This is a genomic window from Paenibacillus sp. J2TS4, from assembly GCF_018403245.1.
Taxonomy (GTDB): Bacteria; Bacillota; Bacilli; order Paenibacillales; family NBRC-103111; genus Paenibacillus_L.
On the sequence record NZ_BOSH01000006.1, the window covers coordinates 355,515 to 373,876 of the forward strand.

Consider the following 18,362-nt stretch of genomic DNA (forward strand, 5'->3'; position numbering starts at 1 on the left):
CTATGATAAAGCTATGATAAGGAGAGAAAGACATGGATATGAATAAGCGAAGGAAGCTGCTGGAGGAATACAAGCAGATCAAGACGTATATGGGCGTCGCCCAAATCCAAAATAAAATCAATGGGAAAATTTACATCGACAGCTATCCCAACTTGAAAAACAAGTGGTTAACGCTTCGGATGCAGTTGGATCAAGGGAGATTCGCCAATGCCCAGTTGCAGAAGGATTGGAAAGAATTCGGAGAGGATGCGTTCACTTATGAGGTTCTGGAACAGAAGGAAACCGGTAAGGTAACGGATATGCGCTGGGAGCAGAAGCAAATCCTGAAGCCGTGGCTCCAGAAGTTACAGCCCTATGGGGACAGAGGATATAACAAGCCTCCAAAGGATTAAATGAATCTGCAGATAAAATAAAGCTGATCTAATCCAGATGGATTTGACTAGCGGTAAAATTCAAGTTAAGATGAAACCGTCATTTAGTAAATTAGTAAATAGGCAAACGGAATGAGGGAATGAATATGAAAATACCTACAACGTTAAAACATAAACCTGTTGTTGTGTCGGAAAATTATGAGAAGATTGATGGACGGATGGCCGGGGACACGGACGCGAAAGGTCTTTCCCTGGGATTGGCCCAGTGGAACGATAGAGGCAAGGTCGATATTTCGGCCAAGGTATGGAGATACACGGGTGAAAAATGGTCAAGACAATCGGAGGAACTGCCTCTCCATCGTATTCTTGATTTGTCCATTCTGATTTGCCGGACTCTGGAACATTTTCGCGAAGCCTATCGTTACGAGGATTTATATGACCCTCAAAACCCCGTTATCGATCGGGTTGGCTTGCAAGGGGATGCCATGACCGTAGCTATATGTACGGACAATGAGAGAATTAATGAAGATATTAAGCTGTTCAATCAAGCGTTGAGCGACGATGATGAAATGATCGGTGAGCGTTTGCGCACGTTATCCAGAATATTAAAGGATATGGGGTATTAAAATTGTTTCTACTCACTTTATGGGGAATCGCTACGTTTATTGGTCCGTGGTAGGGTAGTGGGCTGGTTTTATCGTCATCTCAGAGTTCTCTCGAACGTCCAAAACGGCCACATTTTACGGAATTACCGGGCACCCTTTCGTCGCGGGTCTGAACAAAAAACCGTCAAAAACCTTGATTTTACAAGGTTTTTGACGGTTTAACTTCCTCTTCCTTGACTTATATTCCGCTTATGGTATAATGTCGAAGAAGTTTTAGGTCCGTGTGGGCTTATCCCGTGGAGGTTCGAGTCCTCTCGACCGCACCATTACATAATCTACGCGGGCACCCCTAACCATGGGGTGCTTTGTTGCATAAATTTTGTATACTCATTGCCGGAAAGGACAAAAGCGAATATGATTCAGTACAAACAGAAGGTAGCCGACTATCTTGCTCCAATGCTAGAAGGTATGGAGGAATCAGCCATTGTCGACATGTTGGAATATCCTCCAAATCCGGACATGGGGGACCTCTCGCTGCCATGCTTCAAACTGAGCCGGACGCTGCGCAAGCCGCCCCAGGCGATCTCGGAGGAGCTGAAGTCAAAGCTGGAGCAAGCCGAATGGCTGGACAAGGTAGAGGCGGTTTCCGGTTATTGCAACTTGTATTTGGACAAAGAGAGCTTCTTACAACAACAATTGACCGAAGTTCTCACTGCCAAAGAACGGTATGGTTCGCAAAATATCGGCCAAGGCCGAACGATTGTCATCGATTACTCCTCGCCCAATATCGCCAAACCATTTCACGTCGGTCATCTTCGCACGACGATTATCGGCAATGCCCTTTATTTAATTTTCTCCTTTCTCGGCTATCATGTTGTTCGTGTGAACCATTTAGGAGATTGGGGAACCCAGTTTGGCAAGCTGATTGTAGCTTACAAGGAATGGGGCCAGGCGGAGACGGTGGAACAGGAGGGCATCGGCGAACTGCTGCGCCTGTATGTCAAGTTTCACGATGAAGCGGAGTCTCAACCGGAATTGGAAGATCGGGCGCGGGCATGGTTTGTCAAGCTGGAGCAAGGGGATGAGGAAGCGATCCGGCTGTGGAAATGGTTCGTGGACATCAGCCTGAAGGAATTTAATAAAATTTATGAACTGCTCGGCGTAAGCTTTGATTCATACGCTGGGGAAAGCTTCTATAACGATAAAATGCAAGCGGTAGTCGAGGAGCTGAAAGATAAGCAGCTGCTCGAAGAGGACGAGGGCGCGATGCTCGTTCGTCTCGATGAGTATAACATGCCTCCTGCGCTGATACTTAAAAAAGACGGCGGAACTTTGTATCATACCAGAGATATTACGGCCGCCTTGTATCGCAAAAACACTTATGACTTTGAAAAAGCGATATATGTCGTCGATGCCGGGCAAAGCCTGCACTTTAAGCAATGGTTTAAAGTGATTGAGCGGATGGGCTACGATTGGGCCGATGACCTGGTTCATGTCGCCTTCGGGAAGGTCAGCTTGGAAGGGGCTAAACTATCTACCCGCAAGGGCAATGTCGTCATGCTTGAAGATTTGCTGACGCAATCGATAGCGAAGATCCGGGAAATTATCGACAGCAAAAATCCGGATATGGAGAACAAGGAAGAGGTGGCCCGACAAGTCGGAGTCGGAGCGATCATCTTTAATGATTTGAGTACAAATCGGATTAAAGATATTGTTTTCTCCTGGGAAGAGGCGTTGAATTTCGATGGGGAGACGGGTCCCTATGTTCAATATACTCACGCCCGCTGCTGCAGTGTACTTCGCAAAGCGAGCGGGGGAAGTTCGATTGAGCTTCCTTCGGCCGAATCATTCGATGCCTCACAGCTGCTAAATGAGGAAGCCTATGCTGCAGCCAAGCAGATTGCCCTGTTTACCGAAACGGTAGAGCAGGCCATGATCAAGATGGAGCCTTCGTTGATCAGCCGCTATCTTGTTGATTTAGCGCAAAGCTTCAACCGGTTTTATCATCATTGTCCCATTCTGGTGGAAGATGATGAACTTCGCAAAGCCAGATTGGCTCTTGTGCAGAGTGTAAGAATGACGTTGGAGAACGGGCTTCGTCTAATCGGACTGGAGGCTCCGCGGCAAATATAAGTTACAGCGATGACCGCCCTTGACGGGGCGGTTATTCTTGTTGTTGAATGTTACAACAACCGTAAAGAAAACCATTAGTTGCGGAAGTGTAGATTGGGGTTCGCACGATATGAAGGTTTTGCGTAATTCTACGCGCGCTTCCCGGCGCGGGTTGCGGCGCTGGCATGGGAATGGTCAGACCGATGCGAATGCAAAAATACAGTCGATCGGTAATTATTCCTCTAATTTTGACAAATCTACTGCAAATGTGCAGTAGATTTGCCCGTTTAGGCCCGATAAAGAGATGAATCCAACGATTTGGCTGCAGAATTGCAGTCGATGGATGGAAAAGAGCAGATTCCGGTCCAAACGACTGTACAGATGCAGTCGATTGTCAGCAGGGCGCCTAACCTGTGGAGCAGCCCCTAGTCTGTGTCATAGGTTGCAGCAACACTTACTCGCAGCACGCAACACAGCATCTAGCTTGCCTGACAGCCTCTGCTGCACCAAATCTAATCTACCCCCGCCTGCGTGTTGCGCTTGTTCATCTTCACGATGTTGTCAGGCATTTTTCTCGCTGCGGCTAAATGTGCATCAATCATAGTAAAAGACAGCCTGGTTTAAGCCTTCGAGAAAACGGGAAAGCTATTTTTGTGGAACTTATTCACACTGGAATTCGCCAGGGTATTGTTTCGAGAAGGAGGGGCGGCATGGTCAAAACAGATGAATTTGTGAAATATATTACTCAACAGCTTGTCACATATATAGACACACCGCGTGATGTAAAAAGGGAACGCAGACAGCTTAAAAAACAGGCCCGATCGATGGAGAAATGGACGGAACGCTGGTTTGGCCTAATTCCATTCTCCTTGCAAATGTACGTCGACCAGCATAGGCGCAAAAAATAAAGCTCTTCCTTATCTGGAATGGAGCTTATTCGGGTACCATCGTCACTTATCCGGTGAATGCTGCTTGTTTCTTCATGAGTCTGAACATCTCTTGTCAGCACCGCAACGCGCCCCGGGAGAGCGCGCATAGAAAGCTTGTTCTTACAGAATTAATTGCTCCTCTTGAAAAGGCCTTCCTATTCAGGCTTCTCAAACCATTGTCCCTGCAGACGAAGCGTTTCGAACGGGAAGTAACGGGGCCCGTCCTGATCCAAGGCCATATATACGGAGCCGTTATTCCAGCGATGAATTCCAGTAACTGCATAGGGGTTGTAAACCGCTCCATCGAATAGTCGGGCCGTGTAGGTCACTTGCCGGGAGGAGGTCCATTTGTCGAACACATTCTCCTCAGTCCATTCTTGTAATGGAGTTCCCTGAATCCAGTACGCCTGCTCGAACGGATCGAATTCCGGAGCCTCAGCGGACTGGACGATAGATTTCACAGAGGAAGACGTCCCCTGCTTTGCACTTTGGAGGACGGGAAACACGCTGGACAGGTCCGGCAGTTCCTCCCCCGATTTCGCGTCGAAATAATGAACCTTCTCCGAAACGGTGACTTTCCACAATGCTTGCAAACCATTGGAATAGTGGGCTTCTTTGCGCACGCTCTGGTCTGCTTCAAACTGATCGTAAGAAGAATCGATTAGTCCGAGCTGCACCAACGATTGATGCAGCGTTCTCATACTATAAAGCGGCTTGCTTCCGGTTCCATATTCCGTTAGATGGTAGGTCCCATCCTCGGCCGCGCTGACTATCAGGTATCCGACCTGGCGGTCTCCTTGATTCAATAGAACAACCCACCCGTGCAGTCCGGGGCCCAGAGGGAGAACCTCCCATTGGGCTCCTTTCCAGGTGTCGAATCCGGGACGGTCGTACAAAGAGGAGATCCATTGATCAATTTGCAGCTCAAGCTCCGGCTGGGCCGCTACTCCCGCCTGGACAAATTCATTTTGAATATAATAGGAAGGCTCGTCCTCTTTAGTTGAATCCTCGGTAAAGACTGTGCCACCAGAGGAAATGATGGAATTGCCGGAAGAAACGGCCGAAAGCGTTAATGGGAACATCATATACCCGACGAATCCGAATAGGAGCAGCAGCGGCCAAAGCGATTTTCTTTTCATTTTAAATAATCACCCGCCCATTCGAGATTTTATTTATCCAAATACTGATATTTATAGTTCCTGCTTCTTGATCACAGCTGGCGTGTTAAACATTCTAAAGTGCGCACCTCGTCCTAGAAGGACTCCTGCAGTTTTTTTCATCAATGATAAGAATTCATAAGATTTACTCTTATTATCATGCTTATCATTCACCGCGAAACGTATTCCGCCGTTAAGGTCGGCGATAGCCGTTTACGCTTGGTTATAATTTAGTGTAATGGAATGGTTCGAAAAAGTTTGTATAACGGTGTAGCCGATCCGTTTTTTTTCTGCTTCTATTCTTGCAACCTTTTAGCGATTTTCGTCAAATGATAGTCAGGGATCATTCTTGAGATGAAATAATCCGCAATTCATGACGGAGATGACGATTCGCGGCTCGTACTGCCACTCAATTTCCCGTTGGCGGCTTCGATACTGCTCCTCGATTTCCGGCTTCTTCTCTTCTTCAGCAGATTGCAGCAGTTCTTCGTAATATCCTTCAATTCGGGCCAGCTCATCGAGCAGCCGCTCAGAGGCTTCCTCCGCCCAGGAATGATCGTAACGCTTAACCTTTTTCTCCAGATGGTTCTCCATCTGCCCGACAGCTCTAGCTATTGTAAAACGGCTGGGGAGGAGGTGGATATTGGTCGGCAGCAAAGGAGTCAGCTTCAAGCTCTCCATCCGTTCATGAAATTGTTCCATCAGCTCTCCGGTGCATAGATTGAAGCCGAGCGAATGGAATTCATCTCTTTTCATATCGCAAGTCAGCTCTACTTTAAAATTGACACCGAACCAGGAAGTGTAGCCTACCGCTTGTGGCTTGCGATTAGCCGGTCCGCGATTTTCTTCGAATAACCGGACAAATTTGCCTTTGCTGCGCACCACGTTAAAAATTTGCTCCAGCCTGCGGCTGCCATAAGTAAGGACATCTTGGGGAAGCCGCCGCGCCGTCTGGGCGGGTGCATGGCCAAAATATCTTCCCAATATGCTGTCCTGAGCGGGAGGCTGCTGGGAGGGAGCGGAGGCGGGCTCCCGCTCAGGATTCTCTTCCGCTTTCATTCCCTCCGGGTCAAACACGAATTGGAAGGTCATGGTCTCCGGCTCTGCACCGGTTCGTTCCACAAAGCTCCAGTAGTAGGAGCGCCCGGTTAGATCTTTGTCAGCTTCAGGCGACAGCTTGACCGTTACGTAGGATTTTCCTTTTTCAATCACTTGACAATCCGTTCCTTCGAGATAGCGCATGACATATTTCTGGATTTGCTTAGTGTTCATCCTCGTCCTCCCGCTTGCTCGACAACCGTTCCATTCATGCCGTTCAATACGGAGATCATCGGAGCGATTTCCTTCTCTACTTCCTCACGGATCGTACTGATGGATTGGCCCCATTCGTCAATCTTGCTGCGGAATTCGTTATCGTCCTTCGATTCAAGCGCCAGCTTCATCAAATCGCTTTCGAGCGAGTTTTTTTTGTCCATTCTTTCCAGAATGACGTCCAGCTCGCCGATGACGAGCTCGAACATATTGATTTTCTCATGAAGTAGAGAAAGAATATGCTCCTCAATCGTTCCCTTTGTCGACAGATTAAAAATGCGAACATCTTTGGATTGGCCGAGCCGATGAACTCTGCCTATTCTTTGCTCTACGCGCATCGGGTTCCAAGGGAGGTCGAAGTTGATGATATGGTTGCAGAACTGCAGGTTAATTCCTTCGCCGCCCGCTTCCGTGGCGACCAGCACCTGGGCCCGGTTGCGAAACAGGTCCATCATCCAGTCCTTCTTCCCGCGATTCATTCCTCCCCGGTAGGGGACCGCAGAAATGCCGTGATCCTTCAAAAATTTCAATAAATACTCCTGGGAAGCCCGATATTCGGTGAAAATAATCGCCTTGTCCCCGATTTCCTGCAAAATTTCAATCGCTTTTTCCGCTTTGGTATTCGCTTGAATTCCACGAATCGTCTCGACCAGCTCCCATATTTTGGCCCGATCGGGAGAATCCTCGGCCGTTTTCTTAAATAAATTGACCAGAGAGACAAATACGGCATCCCGGCTGCTGCATACTTCCCGTTGAAGTGTCACGAGGGACAAGATTCCGCTCAGATTGCCTCCCGCTTCGTAATATCTTCCTTTGACGAAATCGGTAACGCCTTCATAGAGCTTCTGCTCTTCCGGCGATAATGTCAGCAGAATATTATTAACCTGGCGCTTAGTAAATGAGATGCCTCCATCGCTCCGCCGGTTACGGATCATAATTTTGGACAACTCCTCCTGAAGCTGATCCTCGTTCTTGGGCACTCGCTTGTCTACGACAAAATTGCTCTGGAAGCTTCCCTGGCCCCCTAGATGTCCCGGCTTTAACAGAGTTATTAAATTGTACAGCTCGCTCATATCATTCTGGATCGGTGTGGCGGTGAGCAGCAGGCAGTACTTTTTGCGCAGCTCGTTGACGAATTGGTAGTTGGTCGTTTTTTTATTTTTCAGCTTATGCGCTTCATCGACGATAAGCATGTCATACTCCTGCTGCATGACAATGCTGCGGTGGGGGTCCCGCTTGGCGGTATCCATCGAGGCGACAATAATATCGCAGGAGGTCCACATATATTCTTTCTTTTGTGCGGCGGCGGGAATACCGAATTTTTGATTCAATTCCCGAACCCATTGGAGCACCAATGAAGCGGGTACCAGAATAAGCGCTTTGCGGACGAGTCCCCGCACCATATATTCCTTCAAAATTAGCCCGGCCTCGATCGTCTTGCCGAGACCGACTTCATCCGCCAGAATGGCTCGCCCTCTCATTTCATAGAGCACTTTCTTGGCGGTGTCGATCTGATGCGGCATCGGGACGAGCTGTGTCGTATGAGCGAGGCATTGCAGCTCGTCAAAGTTTCCGATAAGCGCTGATTTTTCCGCTTCAACCGCCAATTGATACATCGTCCAACTGTCCCAGGGACCGTTTTTGTCCATGCGGGCTTGCCAATCTTCCAGCCAGCTCCGGTCAAAATGAATCTGCAATCCGTCATGGACCGTGCGAATGAGCTCCGGACTTTCTAGTTTATTCATAGTTTCCCTCCCCGTCCAAAGGCAAGTATTCTTGTGCTTAGTATGATCCAAACGGTCCGTTTTCATAACCGGGGTTATGGGTAAAAACCCAGTAGTTGGAGGGTGGAAAAGGCAGGCTGTTTTCGATATGATGAAAGAATCGGCAAATATAGCACTGAATGAAAGAGGCCAGATAATAATGAATCAATGGAGATGGATCCGTTCCGGAGTGGGAGATCCTGCCGTCAATATGGCAGTGGACGAAGCGATTCTGATTGCGCACAGCGAGGGCAAGACCGCTCCGACGGTGCGTTTTTATGGTTGGAATCCGCCATCGCTTAGCATCGGCTATTTTCAGAAGGCGACCCATGAGGTGGATTTGGAGGAAGTGAGGCGGCAAGGAATCGGCTTCGTTCGCCGGGCGACCGGGGGACGGGCGGTGCTGCATGACAAAGAACTGACCTACAGCATGATCGTGGCGGAGGATTACCCCGGCTTGCCCAAAAGAGTGACGGAAGCCTATCGGGTGCTCAGTCAAGGCTTGCTTAACGGATTTCTCAACCTCGGCCTGGACGCCGAAATGGTGACGCTGGCATCCGAGGAAGAAAAAGCGAAATATGAGTCGATAGGCTCAGCCGCTTGCTTCGATTCTCCTTCCTGGTACGAGCTGGTCGTCGAAGGCCGCAAGGTGGCCGGCAGCGCGCAGGTTCGCCAGAGGGAGGTCGTCCTGCAGCATGGATCGATTCTGCTGGATATGGACGCCAAGCAACTGTTCTCCTTGCTCAAGTTCCGTAACGATTCCGTTAAGGAAAGATTAGAGCGGAGCTTCTCGTCCAAGGCGGTCGCCATTAATCAGCTTCGACAGGAACGGGGCTTGACCCCGGTCAAGCTGGAGGAGGTGGAGCAGGCGTTTGCACGCGGCATCGCCGAAGGGATGAACATTCATCTGGAGGAGGATGAATTGAGCCCCTATGAGCTTGAACTGGCGGAGCAACTGGTCAGGGACAAATATGGGTCGGATGACTGGAACTTCCGTCGTTAAGCCGGATTGTCAAGGCCTATTTTTCGAGTGAGTGACAGGTGTCCTCAATAAAAAAATGAGATTAATAGAGTAAATAAAAGAAAACATCATTTTCGGACAGGATAATTGATTTTTTTGGTTGTTTGGTTACTAGTAGTACTATATATAGTGTTGTATAATGGATATCGCACACAATATGTTGTAATGATATACATATAGACAGGGTGCGTGAATGGCCCGAACTATCGTCTTAATTCATCATATATGGACATTGGGGGCTGTGAGGCGGTGATTGGATTGCTCATACCGGACCGCCTCAGGGTCTCCATTTTTCTGCCCTCCGCCAGGCGGTGGCATGGCACAGAACGGGACGATGACGACTGGGCTTCATTATTTATAGGAGGTCATGCATATGGAAACTACGCAGACAAATCGGCTGGAAGGATTAAGCGAAAAAATATTTCTGGACCGCTACGCAAAGAAGGATGCCGATACGAACCATGCGAAAGTAGGGGATGTCGTTCTTGTGCTGACGAAGGACGATCCTAAATTTCCGGCTAAAGAAGTGGGGGAAATTATTCGCCGGGAAGGCCGCAACGTTTCCGTAAAGCTGCGCAGAGGAGAAGTGGTCGAATCTACGATCGAGAAGCTGACTCTGACCAAGGAAAGCACGCCCGACCAGATGTGGGATCGACTGGCGGGGGCTATGGCATCCGTCGAGCCTACACCGGAGAAGCAACGTGAATGGAAGGAAAAATATAAATATATTCTGGACGACTGGAAGCTCGTTCCAGGCGGACGCATTGCGGCTGGAGCCGATGCGAGCGATGAATTAACGCTGTTTAACTGTTATGTTATTCCGTCTCCGCACGATAGCCGCGGCGGAATTATGAGTACTCTGTCCGAGATGACAGAAATTATGTCCCGCGGTGGAGGGGTAGGCATCAACCTGTCCTCCTTACGCCCTCGCAGAGCTATTGTGAAGGGGGTTAACGGCTCTTCCAGCGGTGCCGTATCCTGGGGTGGTTTGTTCAGTTATACGACAGGGCTGATCGAGCAAGGAGGAAGCCGGCGCGGTGCTCTGATGCTGATGATTAACGACTGGCATCCGGATCTGCTCGACTTCATTACGGTCAAGCAAACGATGGGGCAGATTACGAACGCTAACCTGTCCGTTTGCGTCAGTAATGATTTCATGAAAGCTGTGAAAGAGGATTTGGAATGGCCTCTCGTCTTCCCGGACACGACCGACCCGGAATATAACGATGTATGGGACGGAGATTTGAAGAAATGGAAGGAAGCGGGCAAAGCGGTTAAAGAATACCGCACCGTTCGCGCCAGAGAGGTATGGCATACCATTATCGAATCGGCCTGGAAATCGGCTGAGCCCGGTGTCGTCTTCATCGAATATTATAATGAAATGTCCAACAGTTGGTACTTCAACCCGATTATCTGCACTAATCCATGTGGAGAGCAGGGGCTTCCAGCTTGGGGAGTCTGTAATCTGTCCGCGATCAACTTGTCCAAGTTTTATGACGAGCAGAATGATGATGTCGCTTGGGATGAACTGGGCAAGGTGGTTCGCTACTCCACCCGTTTTCTCGATAACGTCATTGACAAAACTCCCTATCACTTCCCGGAGAATGAGATCAATCAAAAAGGCGAACGCCGCGTAGGGCTGGGCTCTATGGGTTTGGCCGAGCTGATGATCAAGCTGAAGATTCGCTACGGCAGTCCGGAGTCCATGGAGTTTCTTGACAAGCTGTACGGATTTATGGCGAAGGAAGCTTATCTCGCCTCTGCCGATATTGCTGAGGAAAAAGGGGCTTTCCCGAAATTCGAGGCAGATAAATTCCTGCAAAGCGGATTTATGAAAAATATGGTCGAGGTTTATCCCGAAGTGGGAGAAGAGATCAAGAAAAAAGGCATTCGCAACGTTACGATTATTACGCAGGCGCCTACGGGAAGCACGGGAACCATGGTGGGGACCTCCACGGGGATTGAGCCGTATTTCGCCTTTGAATACTTCCGGCAAAGCCGTCTTGGGTATGACAAGCAGTATGTGCCCATCGCCCAAGAGTGGAAAGACAGCCATCCGAACGAAGAGCTTCCGGATTATTTCGTCACCGCGATGAGCCTCTCGGCGGAGGATCATATTCGCGTACAGGCTGCCATTCAGCGCTGGGTCGACAGCTCGATATCGAAGACCGCCAACTGCCCGGCCGATTTCACTGTCGAAGATACGAAGCAATTGTATGAGCTTGCGTTCGACCTTGGCTGCAAAGGCGTAACGATTTATCGTGACGGAAGCCGGGATGTTCAGGTTCTATCCACCGAAAATAAGGAGGATAAATCGGAGGCCTCCCCCGTTGCGATCGAATCGGCTGCCGACTCTGCTGAGAATGAAGCGGCGGCACTGACGAATCTGTCTCAAGCTCTGCCGGTTAACGCCAGTGCTGAGGAAGAGAAGGTGTTCGACAAGCAGTACAAGAGCCGTCCGCAAGTCCTGCGCGGGGCGACCTATAAAATCAACACCCCCTTCGGGATGGCCTATATTACGATTAACGATTTGAACGGAATTCCAAGTGAAATTTTCCTGAATGTGGGCAAAGCCGGTTCTGACGTCTTCGCTATGTCCGAAGCGCTTGGACGCGTCTGCTCGTTGTTCCTTCGCTACGGGGATCATGGCAACAAAGTTAATTTGCTCATCAAGCATCTCAAAGGAATTGGCGGTTCGGGAGCGATTGGCTTCGGGGTGAACCGGGTCGAATCAATCGCCGATGCGGTCGCCAAAGCTTTGGAAACTCACATCGGATCAGAAGCCGAGCATGAAATGGCGGCTTCGAGGGAGAGCAGCGAAGCACCGGTCACCGCGTCACTGGAAATGCCTATGCCCGGTGTCAGCCCGAAGGACATTTGCCCGTCCTGCGGCTCGGTCGCTCTGCTGAACGTCGAGGGCTGCAAAACCTGCTCCAACTGCGGATACAGCAAGTGCAGCTGATCTTGTGAACTTAAGGCTATTCCATGTGTGTTATTATAATTGGAGAGAATACTTTCAAAGCTATAGAGATGGATTTTCATTAATTTTGCAGAAATGTTAAATATGCATTTTGGTGTATAATGTAAAAAGCGTGCAGAAATTTGGGTAGGCCATTTTCCAAAAGGAATACCCATTCTGCATGCTTTTTTCTTTGCTTTGAGGATATGAAGAAATAACGAAGAGGAAATGGATATTCCTCATCCAGGTCAAGCTTAGGCCAATTTCAATCAACTTCTCAGAGTTTATGAACACTCTTTTGAATCGGATTGTTGTTGCCATTCAAAAAAGAGCGATTTGTAATCAATGTAATTCATTTATATGCAAATATTAGTTAACAGATCAAGCGCACGAACGGAATAAGAAGTGCGCCTGTCTTGCGTATAAGGGCCAGATTTTTTAAGAATCAAAGGAACAGGATATTGCAAAAAACAGGCGTTGGATCCGTCCATCGCTTATATGTCATTTCCGCACACCTTGCTCAACAAACGGGTTAATATGTCGGGAATCCCACCAAAACGATAATGAAGTGGTAAACTGTTTTGGAAGAATTAATATGTTCTGAAGGGGATATCCGAATGGACAATTACTATTGGATCGTCTGGAAAATTACATCCCCTGTTCGAATCATCGATTTTGGTTGCGGTTACGGATATTTGGGTACTAACAGTTCCATTATAGATGAATTGATATTGTACTATCGTGGGGAAAACTATGTGTATCCGCCGAAGGGCGCTTATATCTCCGGCTATTTTGCCCATTGACTTTGTTACCGTAGACGAAGGTACTCGTCAACGGCTTATTGCCTATTTATACCCGATCCCCTCCTCTAACTCTGCCGCCTATGGCTCAGTTGTTTTTTTTCTGAAGGAACAGGTATTACCGGAAAAAATTGATTTTGTGACGATTCGCCACCACATTGAAAGTATGCTTGAGGACAGTGAGCAATTACGCGAAAAAATGAATGTGCAGCAACCTCTGGTCAGGGATCAATGCTTAACGCAACTATTAAAAGGCACTGTGAAGGATCAGCAGGAAATGGGCACCTTGCGCCATGTTGGTTGCTATCGCTTTGAACTATTTGGAGCAATTGGTACGACATAGATGAAAATAGACCAGGCGAGCTACTCTCCTTGATGAGTAGAATCACTTGGTCTATTTTTCAAGCTCAATAGTCATGGATTTAAAATCCGCTTTGCATTTTGCTCTCATCATAAAATCAATGCCAACAATTCCATCAAAGCCATAAGGATCCTGAATCGAGCCAAGCTGAATTGGGAAATCAGTTAATGCAACATGTTCAATACAAAGGTCAGGAATCTGCTGCTCATAGCATATTTCGCTTGTTCCTCCTACTCCGTACATTCGCTTAGCTCGTTCATTTACAAAATCAATATGAATACCTATTGCAGCTAATGCATCGGTATCAAAAACTGTTGTCGCACAGCCTGTATCGAATAGAACATTGTGCAAAGTAATAGATTGTTCATTTTAATTAAGATCAAAGAAACAATGGGTAAGCCGTGCTGTAGTTTTAATTTCATGTTCGCTGCCGAACACCAGAGAAAAACTCTTCTACCACCTCAACATCATTTCTGCTCGTATGGAATACATATAACTCACGTGTCGGATGGAGCTTGTGCAGCTCTTTATAGCCGCTCCAAGCTTCTTGCGGATTATCGTAGTCTTGAATAACCGCCATATCCTCTAATTGACGTATACGGTTGCTGGAGCTTGCCTTGATTGCTTCCACCAGAACAAATCGACCTGGATGTAGTTCGGTGATCTCCTCCCATTTCATCGGCTTCACCTCGCTTGGTTTATTCTGTTTTTATTATACCATAGCTGCTCAAGGATGATGGAAGCGAGCCTGAGGATTGTCATTATATGGTACAATATATCACGAATGATAAAGGACTCAATCTAATAATCAGTGCATGACAGAAACGGAGGGAAAGAGGGAGACTGGTCAACGCTTTCTTCCAGAAAGCGCACTCCGGGAGCATTGGCTCAGCGATCGGAAGTCCCCTCATTTCCCGCAGTGGCTACCTCCGCTTACATCTAGCACTTATTTCTGCTTTGAGCCTGATAAAGTATAATAAAAATTCTGTGGGCCATTGGAGGAAAACAAATTGAAAGCGCTACAACAGCTTCTGCCATCCAAAAACAATTCGCTCTCGCTGTTCATGAATTTAATTTTGGGCTTTATGACGATTATCGTTTTATTGGTCACGTTTCACTTTATCACCATCTCGATGACTTCGGGTCAAGTCAGATCGGAAATTATCAAATACAATATGCTGAACTTGAATAATACCGTTGAAAGCTACGAAAAGCACTACGAATTGGTGAAACGTACTTTATTGTCTTTTATGATCCATAATGAGGTTCAGAGCTTTAAGAGGGAAAGTCGATACCTTACATTTCCGAATATTCAGCAAGAGATTCAACAAATTGTAGCCAATCCTTTACTCCATATTCAAGATATTATTTTATATAACGATTCTACTTCACAAATTTTAAATAAAAACAGAAGTACAGATCCACAAAGGATGTTTACTGTTTTTATGCAGAATGCAGCGTACACTCCTTCATTTTGGGAAGAGCAGTTTACCGAACCGTTTAAAGAGAAATTTTTGCCGGCGGTTTCTTTTATGGACTACAGCTATCCGAAACAGCCCTCTACAACAGAACTTATAATCCCGGCAGTATTCAAAATTCGCGAGTCCGATACCTTTTATATTGTTGCTTTGTTGGATGCGCAGAAGATGTTTCAACAATTTCATGTCTCGATCAATGAAGGGTTGATCATCCGTGATGGTGATCGCGTGTTATATCCGAATTCAGATGGAACAAATCCAGATGAGCTGCCTTCGCTTCCTCAGGATGGTCGGGAGTACATTCTTGCAGATGACCATTATTATTTCTATAAAACAGGAGCCGATTCCGGTTTTACCTATATCCAGCAGATTCCAAGGGAAGATATCACCGCTCAAATTACTATAAAAGCGACTTTAATGTTTATTTTGACGGTAGCGACGATCGCTAGTATTATAGCTGCCTGGTTATTTATCCGAAAGATTAATAATCCGTTGCAGCAAGTCATCGTATCGCTAAAAAATATGAATACCAATCAGCCTGTACATAGCAATATTAAAGAATTCCACACGATCAGTCATCAATTTACTCAATTAGCCAGAGAAAAGCAAAATTACAGCTACATGAACCAGTTGAAAGAGATTCGGCAATCGGGTGATGAAGAGTTGAACTTTTCCAATCGACCATTTGTTATGCTGTTGTTTGATTTGGTTTTCAAGGATCGCTCGCAGGAAGTCAAGGAAACAGAAAATAAGTGGTATCTATACGTGAAAGAGTTTATTGACATCTCGGTCGCCAGAAAACATGAAAATTCTATAGTCTTTCAAACGGAAAAAAATCAGATTTTATGTTTGACTTTTGTAGATGAACAGTTGGAACTGATGGAGATTTTGCAGAAAGTAAAAGCGATTTTGGATTTGGATCAAGCTATCGGGTACGCGACGATTGCTGTCAGTTCCGAGTATCAGCATTCAAGTGAGCTGACTAAAGCGTATGAGGAAGCGCTGGACAGAGTGCATCATAGACCCTATAGCGATGAGACAACGATCATTAAAAAATCTGCTCCAGTGATGTCCTACAGCGGTTTTTCGATCGAGCAAGAGCAGCAGTTCGATGCTCATTTGCGGGAGGGGAATGCAACGCTCGCGATGAAGACGGTGCGGAAAGTGCTGGATAGATTCCAACATCAGAAGGCATACGCTGTTGAAGTGGAGAGCTTCGCTAAAAATGTAGTGGACCGATGCCACAGACAACTGACCATACATAATTTGGAAAGGGACGAAGAACAAAGTTTTTATGCCGAATGGGGAAAGATGAAAAGTTGTCATACGTTTGCGGAGCTTGAATCTTTATTGCAAGATATGATCCATCAAGTCTGCGGGCGAATAGTAGAACAGAAGGAAAAGATGGAGACAGATCACATTGTCGACTATATTTCACAATATGTGGAGGCTCATTTTGCCGAGGAAATTTATCTTGACGAACTGGCGGACAAGTTAAAAATGAGCAGCGGTTACTTGTCTACATACTTTAAGAGCAAGACGGGGAGCAACTTTATTGAGTATTTAAATGGATATCGCATTGAGAAAGCTAAGGAATGGTTGAAATCTACAGATTGGAAAGTGAGGGAAATCGCTTTGAAATCCGGATATCAAAATATTAACTCATTTAATCGTATGTTTAAAAAGCTTACGGGAATTACTCCAGGGGAATATCGAAAAAGAAGCTCGCTTGATGAATGAATCGAGTAAAAGTCTGCCTGCATCCGGACATGGTTAGTTTTTTAGATTATGGTATATTTTTCAGATTTCATTCAATGTGATGAAGAATCTGTGATTATAAGGATTTACTACCCCTTTTGTAGCCGGATATAGTGAACCTTAATCAGTCATAATCAAATATGGAAGAGAGGGGTTGTACAAGAATGAAAGCGTTGCATCAACGAACGAAGTTGTTTCTGTTCCTTGTGCTTTCATTGCTCATTGTGTTAGCCGCATGCGGTACAGAGGAGCAGAATGCGCCAGACAATAATGATGGCAATGATGTGGAGCAAAATGAAGGTGGGCAGAACGGGACGGAAGCAGAAGGAGAGGGAGACCATCCTTCCTATTATTCAGTGGATCCTGCGACGGTGCGCTTGTTCACCGCTGTGACTCAAACATGGCCATACAAGGAGGACTGGCCCGTATGGAGATGGATTGAAGAAAGTACGAATATCAAAGTAGATGTTAGTATTCCCACAGGAGATTTTATAGACACTCTAGCTTTAAATGTGGCGTCTGGGGATCTTCAAGATTTAATTTACGTACCGGATAGTTTGGCGGGCAAATATGGGGCGGACGGGATTCTCCTCGATTTGTCCGAGCATATGGATAAACTGCCCAACGTTCAGAAATATTTGGATGAAAATCCGCAGTTGAAATCGAGAGTGACCGCACCTGATGGAGAGATTTACCACATTCTTATTAATGGTGCGGGAATTACAAATTATATGATTATGTTTTATCGTGAAGATATTTTTGAAAAACATAACTTGACTCCTCCCACCACGTGGGATGAATTGTATGAGGTAAGCAAACAATTGAAGGAGCTCTATCCGAGCAGTTATCCTTTTATTTATCGACACGGATTAGGCAATTTGCAGAATTTCGCACCGGCTTTTGGTACTTTTCCTAGTTACTTCCCGGATCCTGAAACAGGAGAAGCCCGTTATGGTCCGGTTGAAGAGGAGTTCAAGACCATGATTTCGTATCTCCATGATTTTTATCGGGAAGGGTTGAGTCCTCCGGATTTCCTTTCGATGGATGCGAAGGCGTGGACGCAAGCCATGGTGAGCAATCAATCGTTTATTACCGTTCAATATATTGGTCAAATGGAAATTGTAAACAATCAACTATCGGAAGGTCGGTTAGTATTCCTTCCCCCTCCAATCGGAACAGGTGATAATCAGTATATAGCCGATACCAACTATGAGCGATCTGGATTTGCGATAAATTCCCAAAGTGAAAATTTGGAGGAAGCCTTAAAATTGCTGGACTTCTATTACTCGGAAGAAGGAATAGATGTTCTCAGTTGGGGTAAGGAAGGCGAGACGTATACCATCCAGAATGGGGAAAGAGTCTTTAATCCGGAATTTACAGAGTTTACAGATTTGAGAAGAGAACTGGGCCTCATGACACAGGGAACATACGGGAATTACGATACAGATGCGCTCATCAGCATGATTGACGAATCTGAGCAATATGCGTATGAAGAGGCGCCAAAGTATGCGTTTCCTGTACAAGTCGTAATTCCGAATTTAAGACCGGATGAGGGAGAGCGCTACAATTTGTTGAACGACTCCATAAACACGCATTACGAAGAAGCGATGGCCCGGTTTATTATGGGGGAACGTTCGCTTGATGAATGGGACGCGTATGTAGAAGAAGCTTACAATCTGGGTCTGGAGGAAATGATCGAGCTGCATCAGACAGCTTGGGATCGGCGGAGGTGAAGTC

General features: G+C 46.6%; 15 protein-coding genes. 10 read left to right on the forward strand and 5 right to left on the reverse strand.

Going from position 1 to position 18,362, the window contains the following annotated elements; translation table 11 throughout:
• Window positions 1–32 precede the first annotated feature (32 nt).
• The 4 genes from KJS69_RS15665 (at window position 33) to KJS69_RS15680 (ending at window position 3,996) form a co-directional block, all read left to right on the forward strand.
• Complete coding sequence (locus tag KJS69_RS15665) at window positions 33–392, forward strand: GIY-YIG nuclease family protein (RefSeq protein ID WP_213584709.1); 360 nt, start codon at window positions 33–35, stop codon at window positions 390–392.
• Between the two features lie 125 nt (window positions 393–517).
• Entirely contained in the window at window positions 518–997 is a 480-nt protein-coding gene (locus KJS69_RS15670; protein ID WP_213584710.1) for a DUF6530 family protein, read from the forward strand.
• A 396-nt stretch (window positions 998–1,393) separates the two neighbouring features.
• Entirely contained in the window at window positions 1,394–3,109 is a 1,716-nt protein-coding gene (gene argS, locus KJS69_RS15675) for an arginine--tRNA ligase (RefSeq protein ID WP_213584764.1), read from the forward strand.
• A gap of 689 nt (window positions 3,110–3,798) precedes the next feature.
• Window positions 3,799–3,996, forward strand: coding sequence for a YqzE family protein (locus tag KJS69_RS15680; RefSeq protein ID WP_213584711.1), 198 nt, complete (start codon window positions 3,799–3,801; stop codon window positions 3,994–3,996).
• Window positions 3,997–4,172: 176 nt separating this feature from the next.
• Here the strand turns inward: KJS69_RS15680 and KJS69_RS15685 are convergent, their stop codons facing one another.
• The 3 genes from KJS69_RS15685 to KJS69_RS15695 all read right to left on the reverse strand — a co-directional run bounded on the left by KJS69_RS15685 (window position 4,173) and on the right by KJS69_RS15695 (window position 8,230).
• Window positions 4,173–5,156: a hypothetical protein gene (locus KJS69_RS15685; protein WP_213584712.1), complete on the reverse strand. Its 984-nt coding sequence runs from the start codon at window positions 5,154–5,156 to the stop codon at window positions 4,173–4,175.
• A 354-nt stretch (window positions 5,157–5,510) separates the two neighbouring features.
• Window positions 5,511–6,446 carry a YqhG family protein gene (locus tag KJS69_RS15690; protein WP_213584713.1) on the reverse strand — a complete coding sequence of 312 codons (936 nt, stop codon included), beginning with the start codon at window positions 6,444–6,446 and terminating at the stop codon, window positions 5,511–5,513.
• Complete coding sequence (locus KJS69_RS15695) at window positions 6,443–8,230, reverse strand: DEAD/DEAH box helicase (protein ID WP_213584714.1); 1,788 nt, start codon at window positions 8,228–8,230, stop codon at window positions 6,443–6,445. Before KJS69_RS15695 ends, KJS69_RS15690 begins: the two co-directional genes overlap by 4 nt.
• 178 nt (window positions 8,231–8,408) lie before the next feature.
• Here KJS69_RS15695 and KJS69_RS15700 point away from each other — a divergent pair, with 178 nt between their 5' ends.
• The 4 genes from KJS69_RS15700 to KJS69_RS15715 all read left to right on the forward strand — a co-directional run bounded on the left by KJS69_RS15700 (window position 8,409) and on the right by KJS69_RS15715 (window position 13,371).
• A complete protein-coding gene (locus KJS69_RS15700) occupies window positions 8,409–9,251 on the forward strand; it encodes a lipoate--protein ligase family protein (protein ID WP_213584715.1) in 843 nt (280 codons plus the stop codon).
• A gap of 391 nt (window positions 9,252–9,642) precedes the next feature.
• Window positions 9,643–12,231, forward strand: coding sequence for an adenosylcobalamin-dependent ribonucleoside-diphosphate reductase (locus KJS69_RS15705; protein WP_213584716.1), 2,589 nt, complete (start codon window positions 9,643–9,645; stop codon window positions 12,229–12,231).
• Between the two features lie 614 nt (window positions 12,232–12,845).
• Window positions 12,846–13,031, forward strand: coding sequence for a class I SAM-dependent methyltransferase (locus KJS69_RS15710; RefSeq protein ID WP_213584717.1), 186 nt, complete (start codon window positions 12,846–12,848; stop codon window positions 13,029–13,031).
• The gene (locus KJS69_RS15715) at window positions 12,982–13,371 is read left to right on the forward strand and encodes a hypothetical protein (RefSeq protein ID WP_213584718.1); all 390 of its coding nucleotides are present in this window, start codon (window positions 12,982–12,984) and stop codon (window positions 13,369–13,371) included. Before KJS69_RS15710 ends, KJS69_RS15715 begins: the two co-directional genes overlap by 50 nt.
• Before the next feature lie 51 nt (window positions 13,372–13,422).
• Here KJS69_RS15715 and KJS69_RS15720 read toward each other — a convergent pair whose 3' ends face one another.
• Both KJS69_RS15720 and KJS69_RS15725 read right to left on the reverse strand, forming a co-directional pair.
• Window positions 13,423–13,740, reverse strand: a complete 318-nt coding sequence (locus KJS69_RS15720) for a pepsin/retropepsin-like aspartic protease family protein (RefSeq protein ID WP_249730544.1) — start codon at window positions 13,738–13,740, stop codon at window positions 13,423–13,425.
• 67 nt (window positions 13,741–13,807) lie between these two features.
• Window positions 13,808–14,068, reverse strand: a complete 261-nt coding sequence (locus tag KJS69_RS15725) for a hypothetical protein (RefSeq protein ID WP_213584719.1) — start codon at window positions 14,066–14,068, stop codon at window positions 13,808–13,810.
• A 331-nt stretch (window positions 14,069–14,399) separates the two neighbouring features.
• Between KJS69_RS15725 and KJS69_RS15730 the strand changes: the two genes are divergently transcribed.
• Complete coding sequence (locus KJS69_RS15730; RefSeq protein WP_213584720.1) at window positions 14,400–16,607, forward strand: helix-turn-helix domain-containing protein; 2,208 nt, start codon at window positions 14,400–14,402, stop codon at window positions 16,605–16,607.
• A 182-nt stretch (window positions 16,608–16,789) separates the two neighbouring features.
• Window positions 16,790–18,358, forward strand: coding sequence for an extracellular solute-binding protein (locus tag KJS69_RS15735; RefSeq protein WP_213584721.1), 1,569 nt, complete (start codon window positions 16,790–16,792; stop codon window positions 18,356–18,358).
• Window positions 18,359–18,362 lie beyond the last annotated feature (4 nt).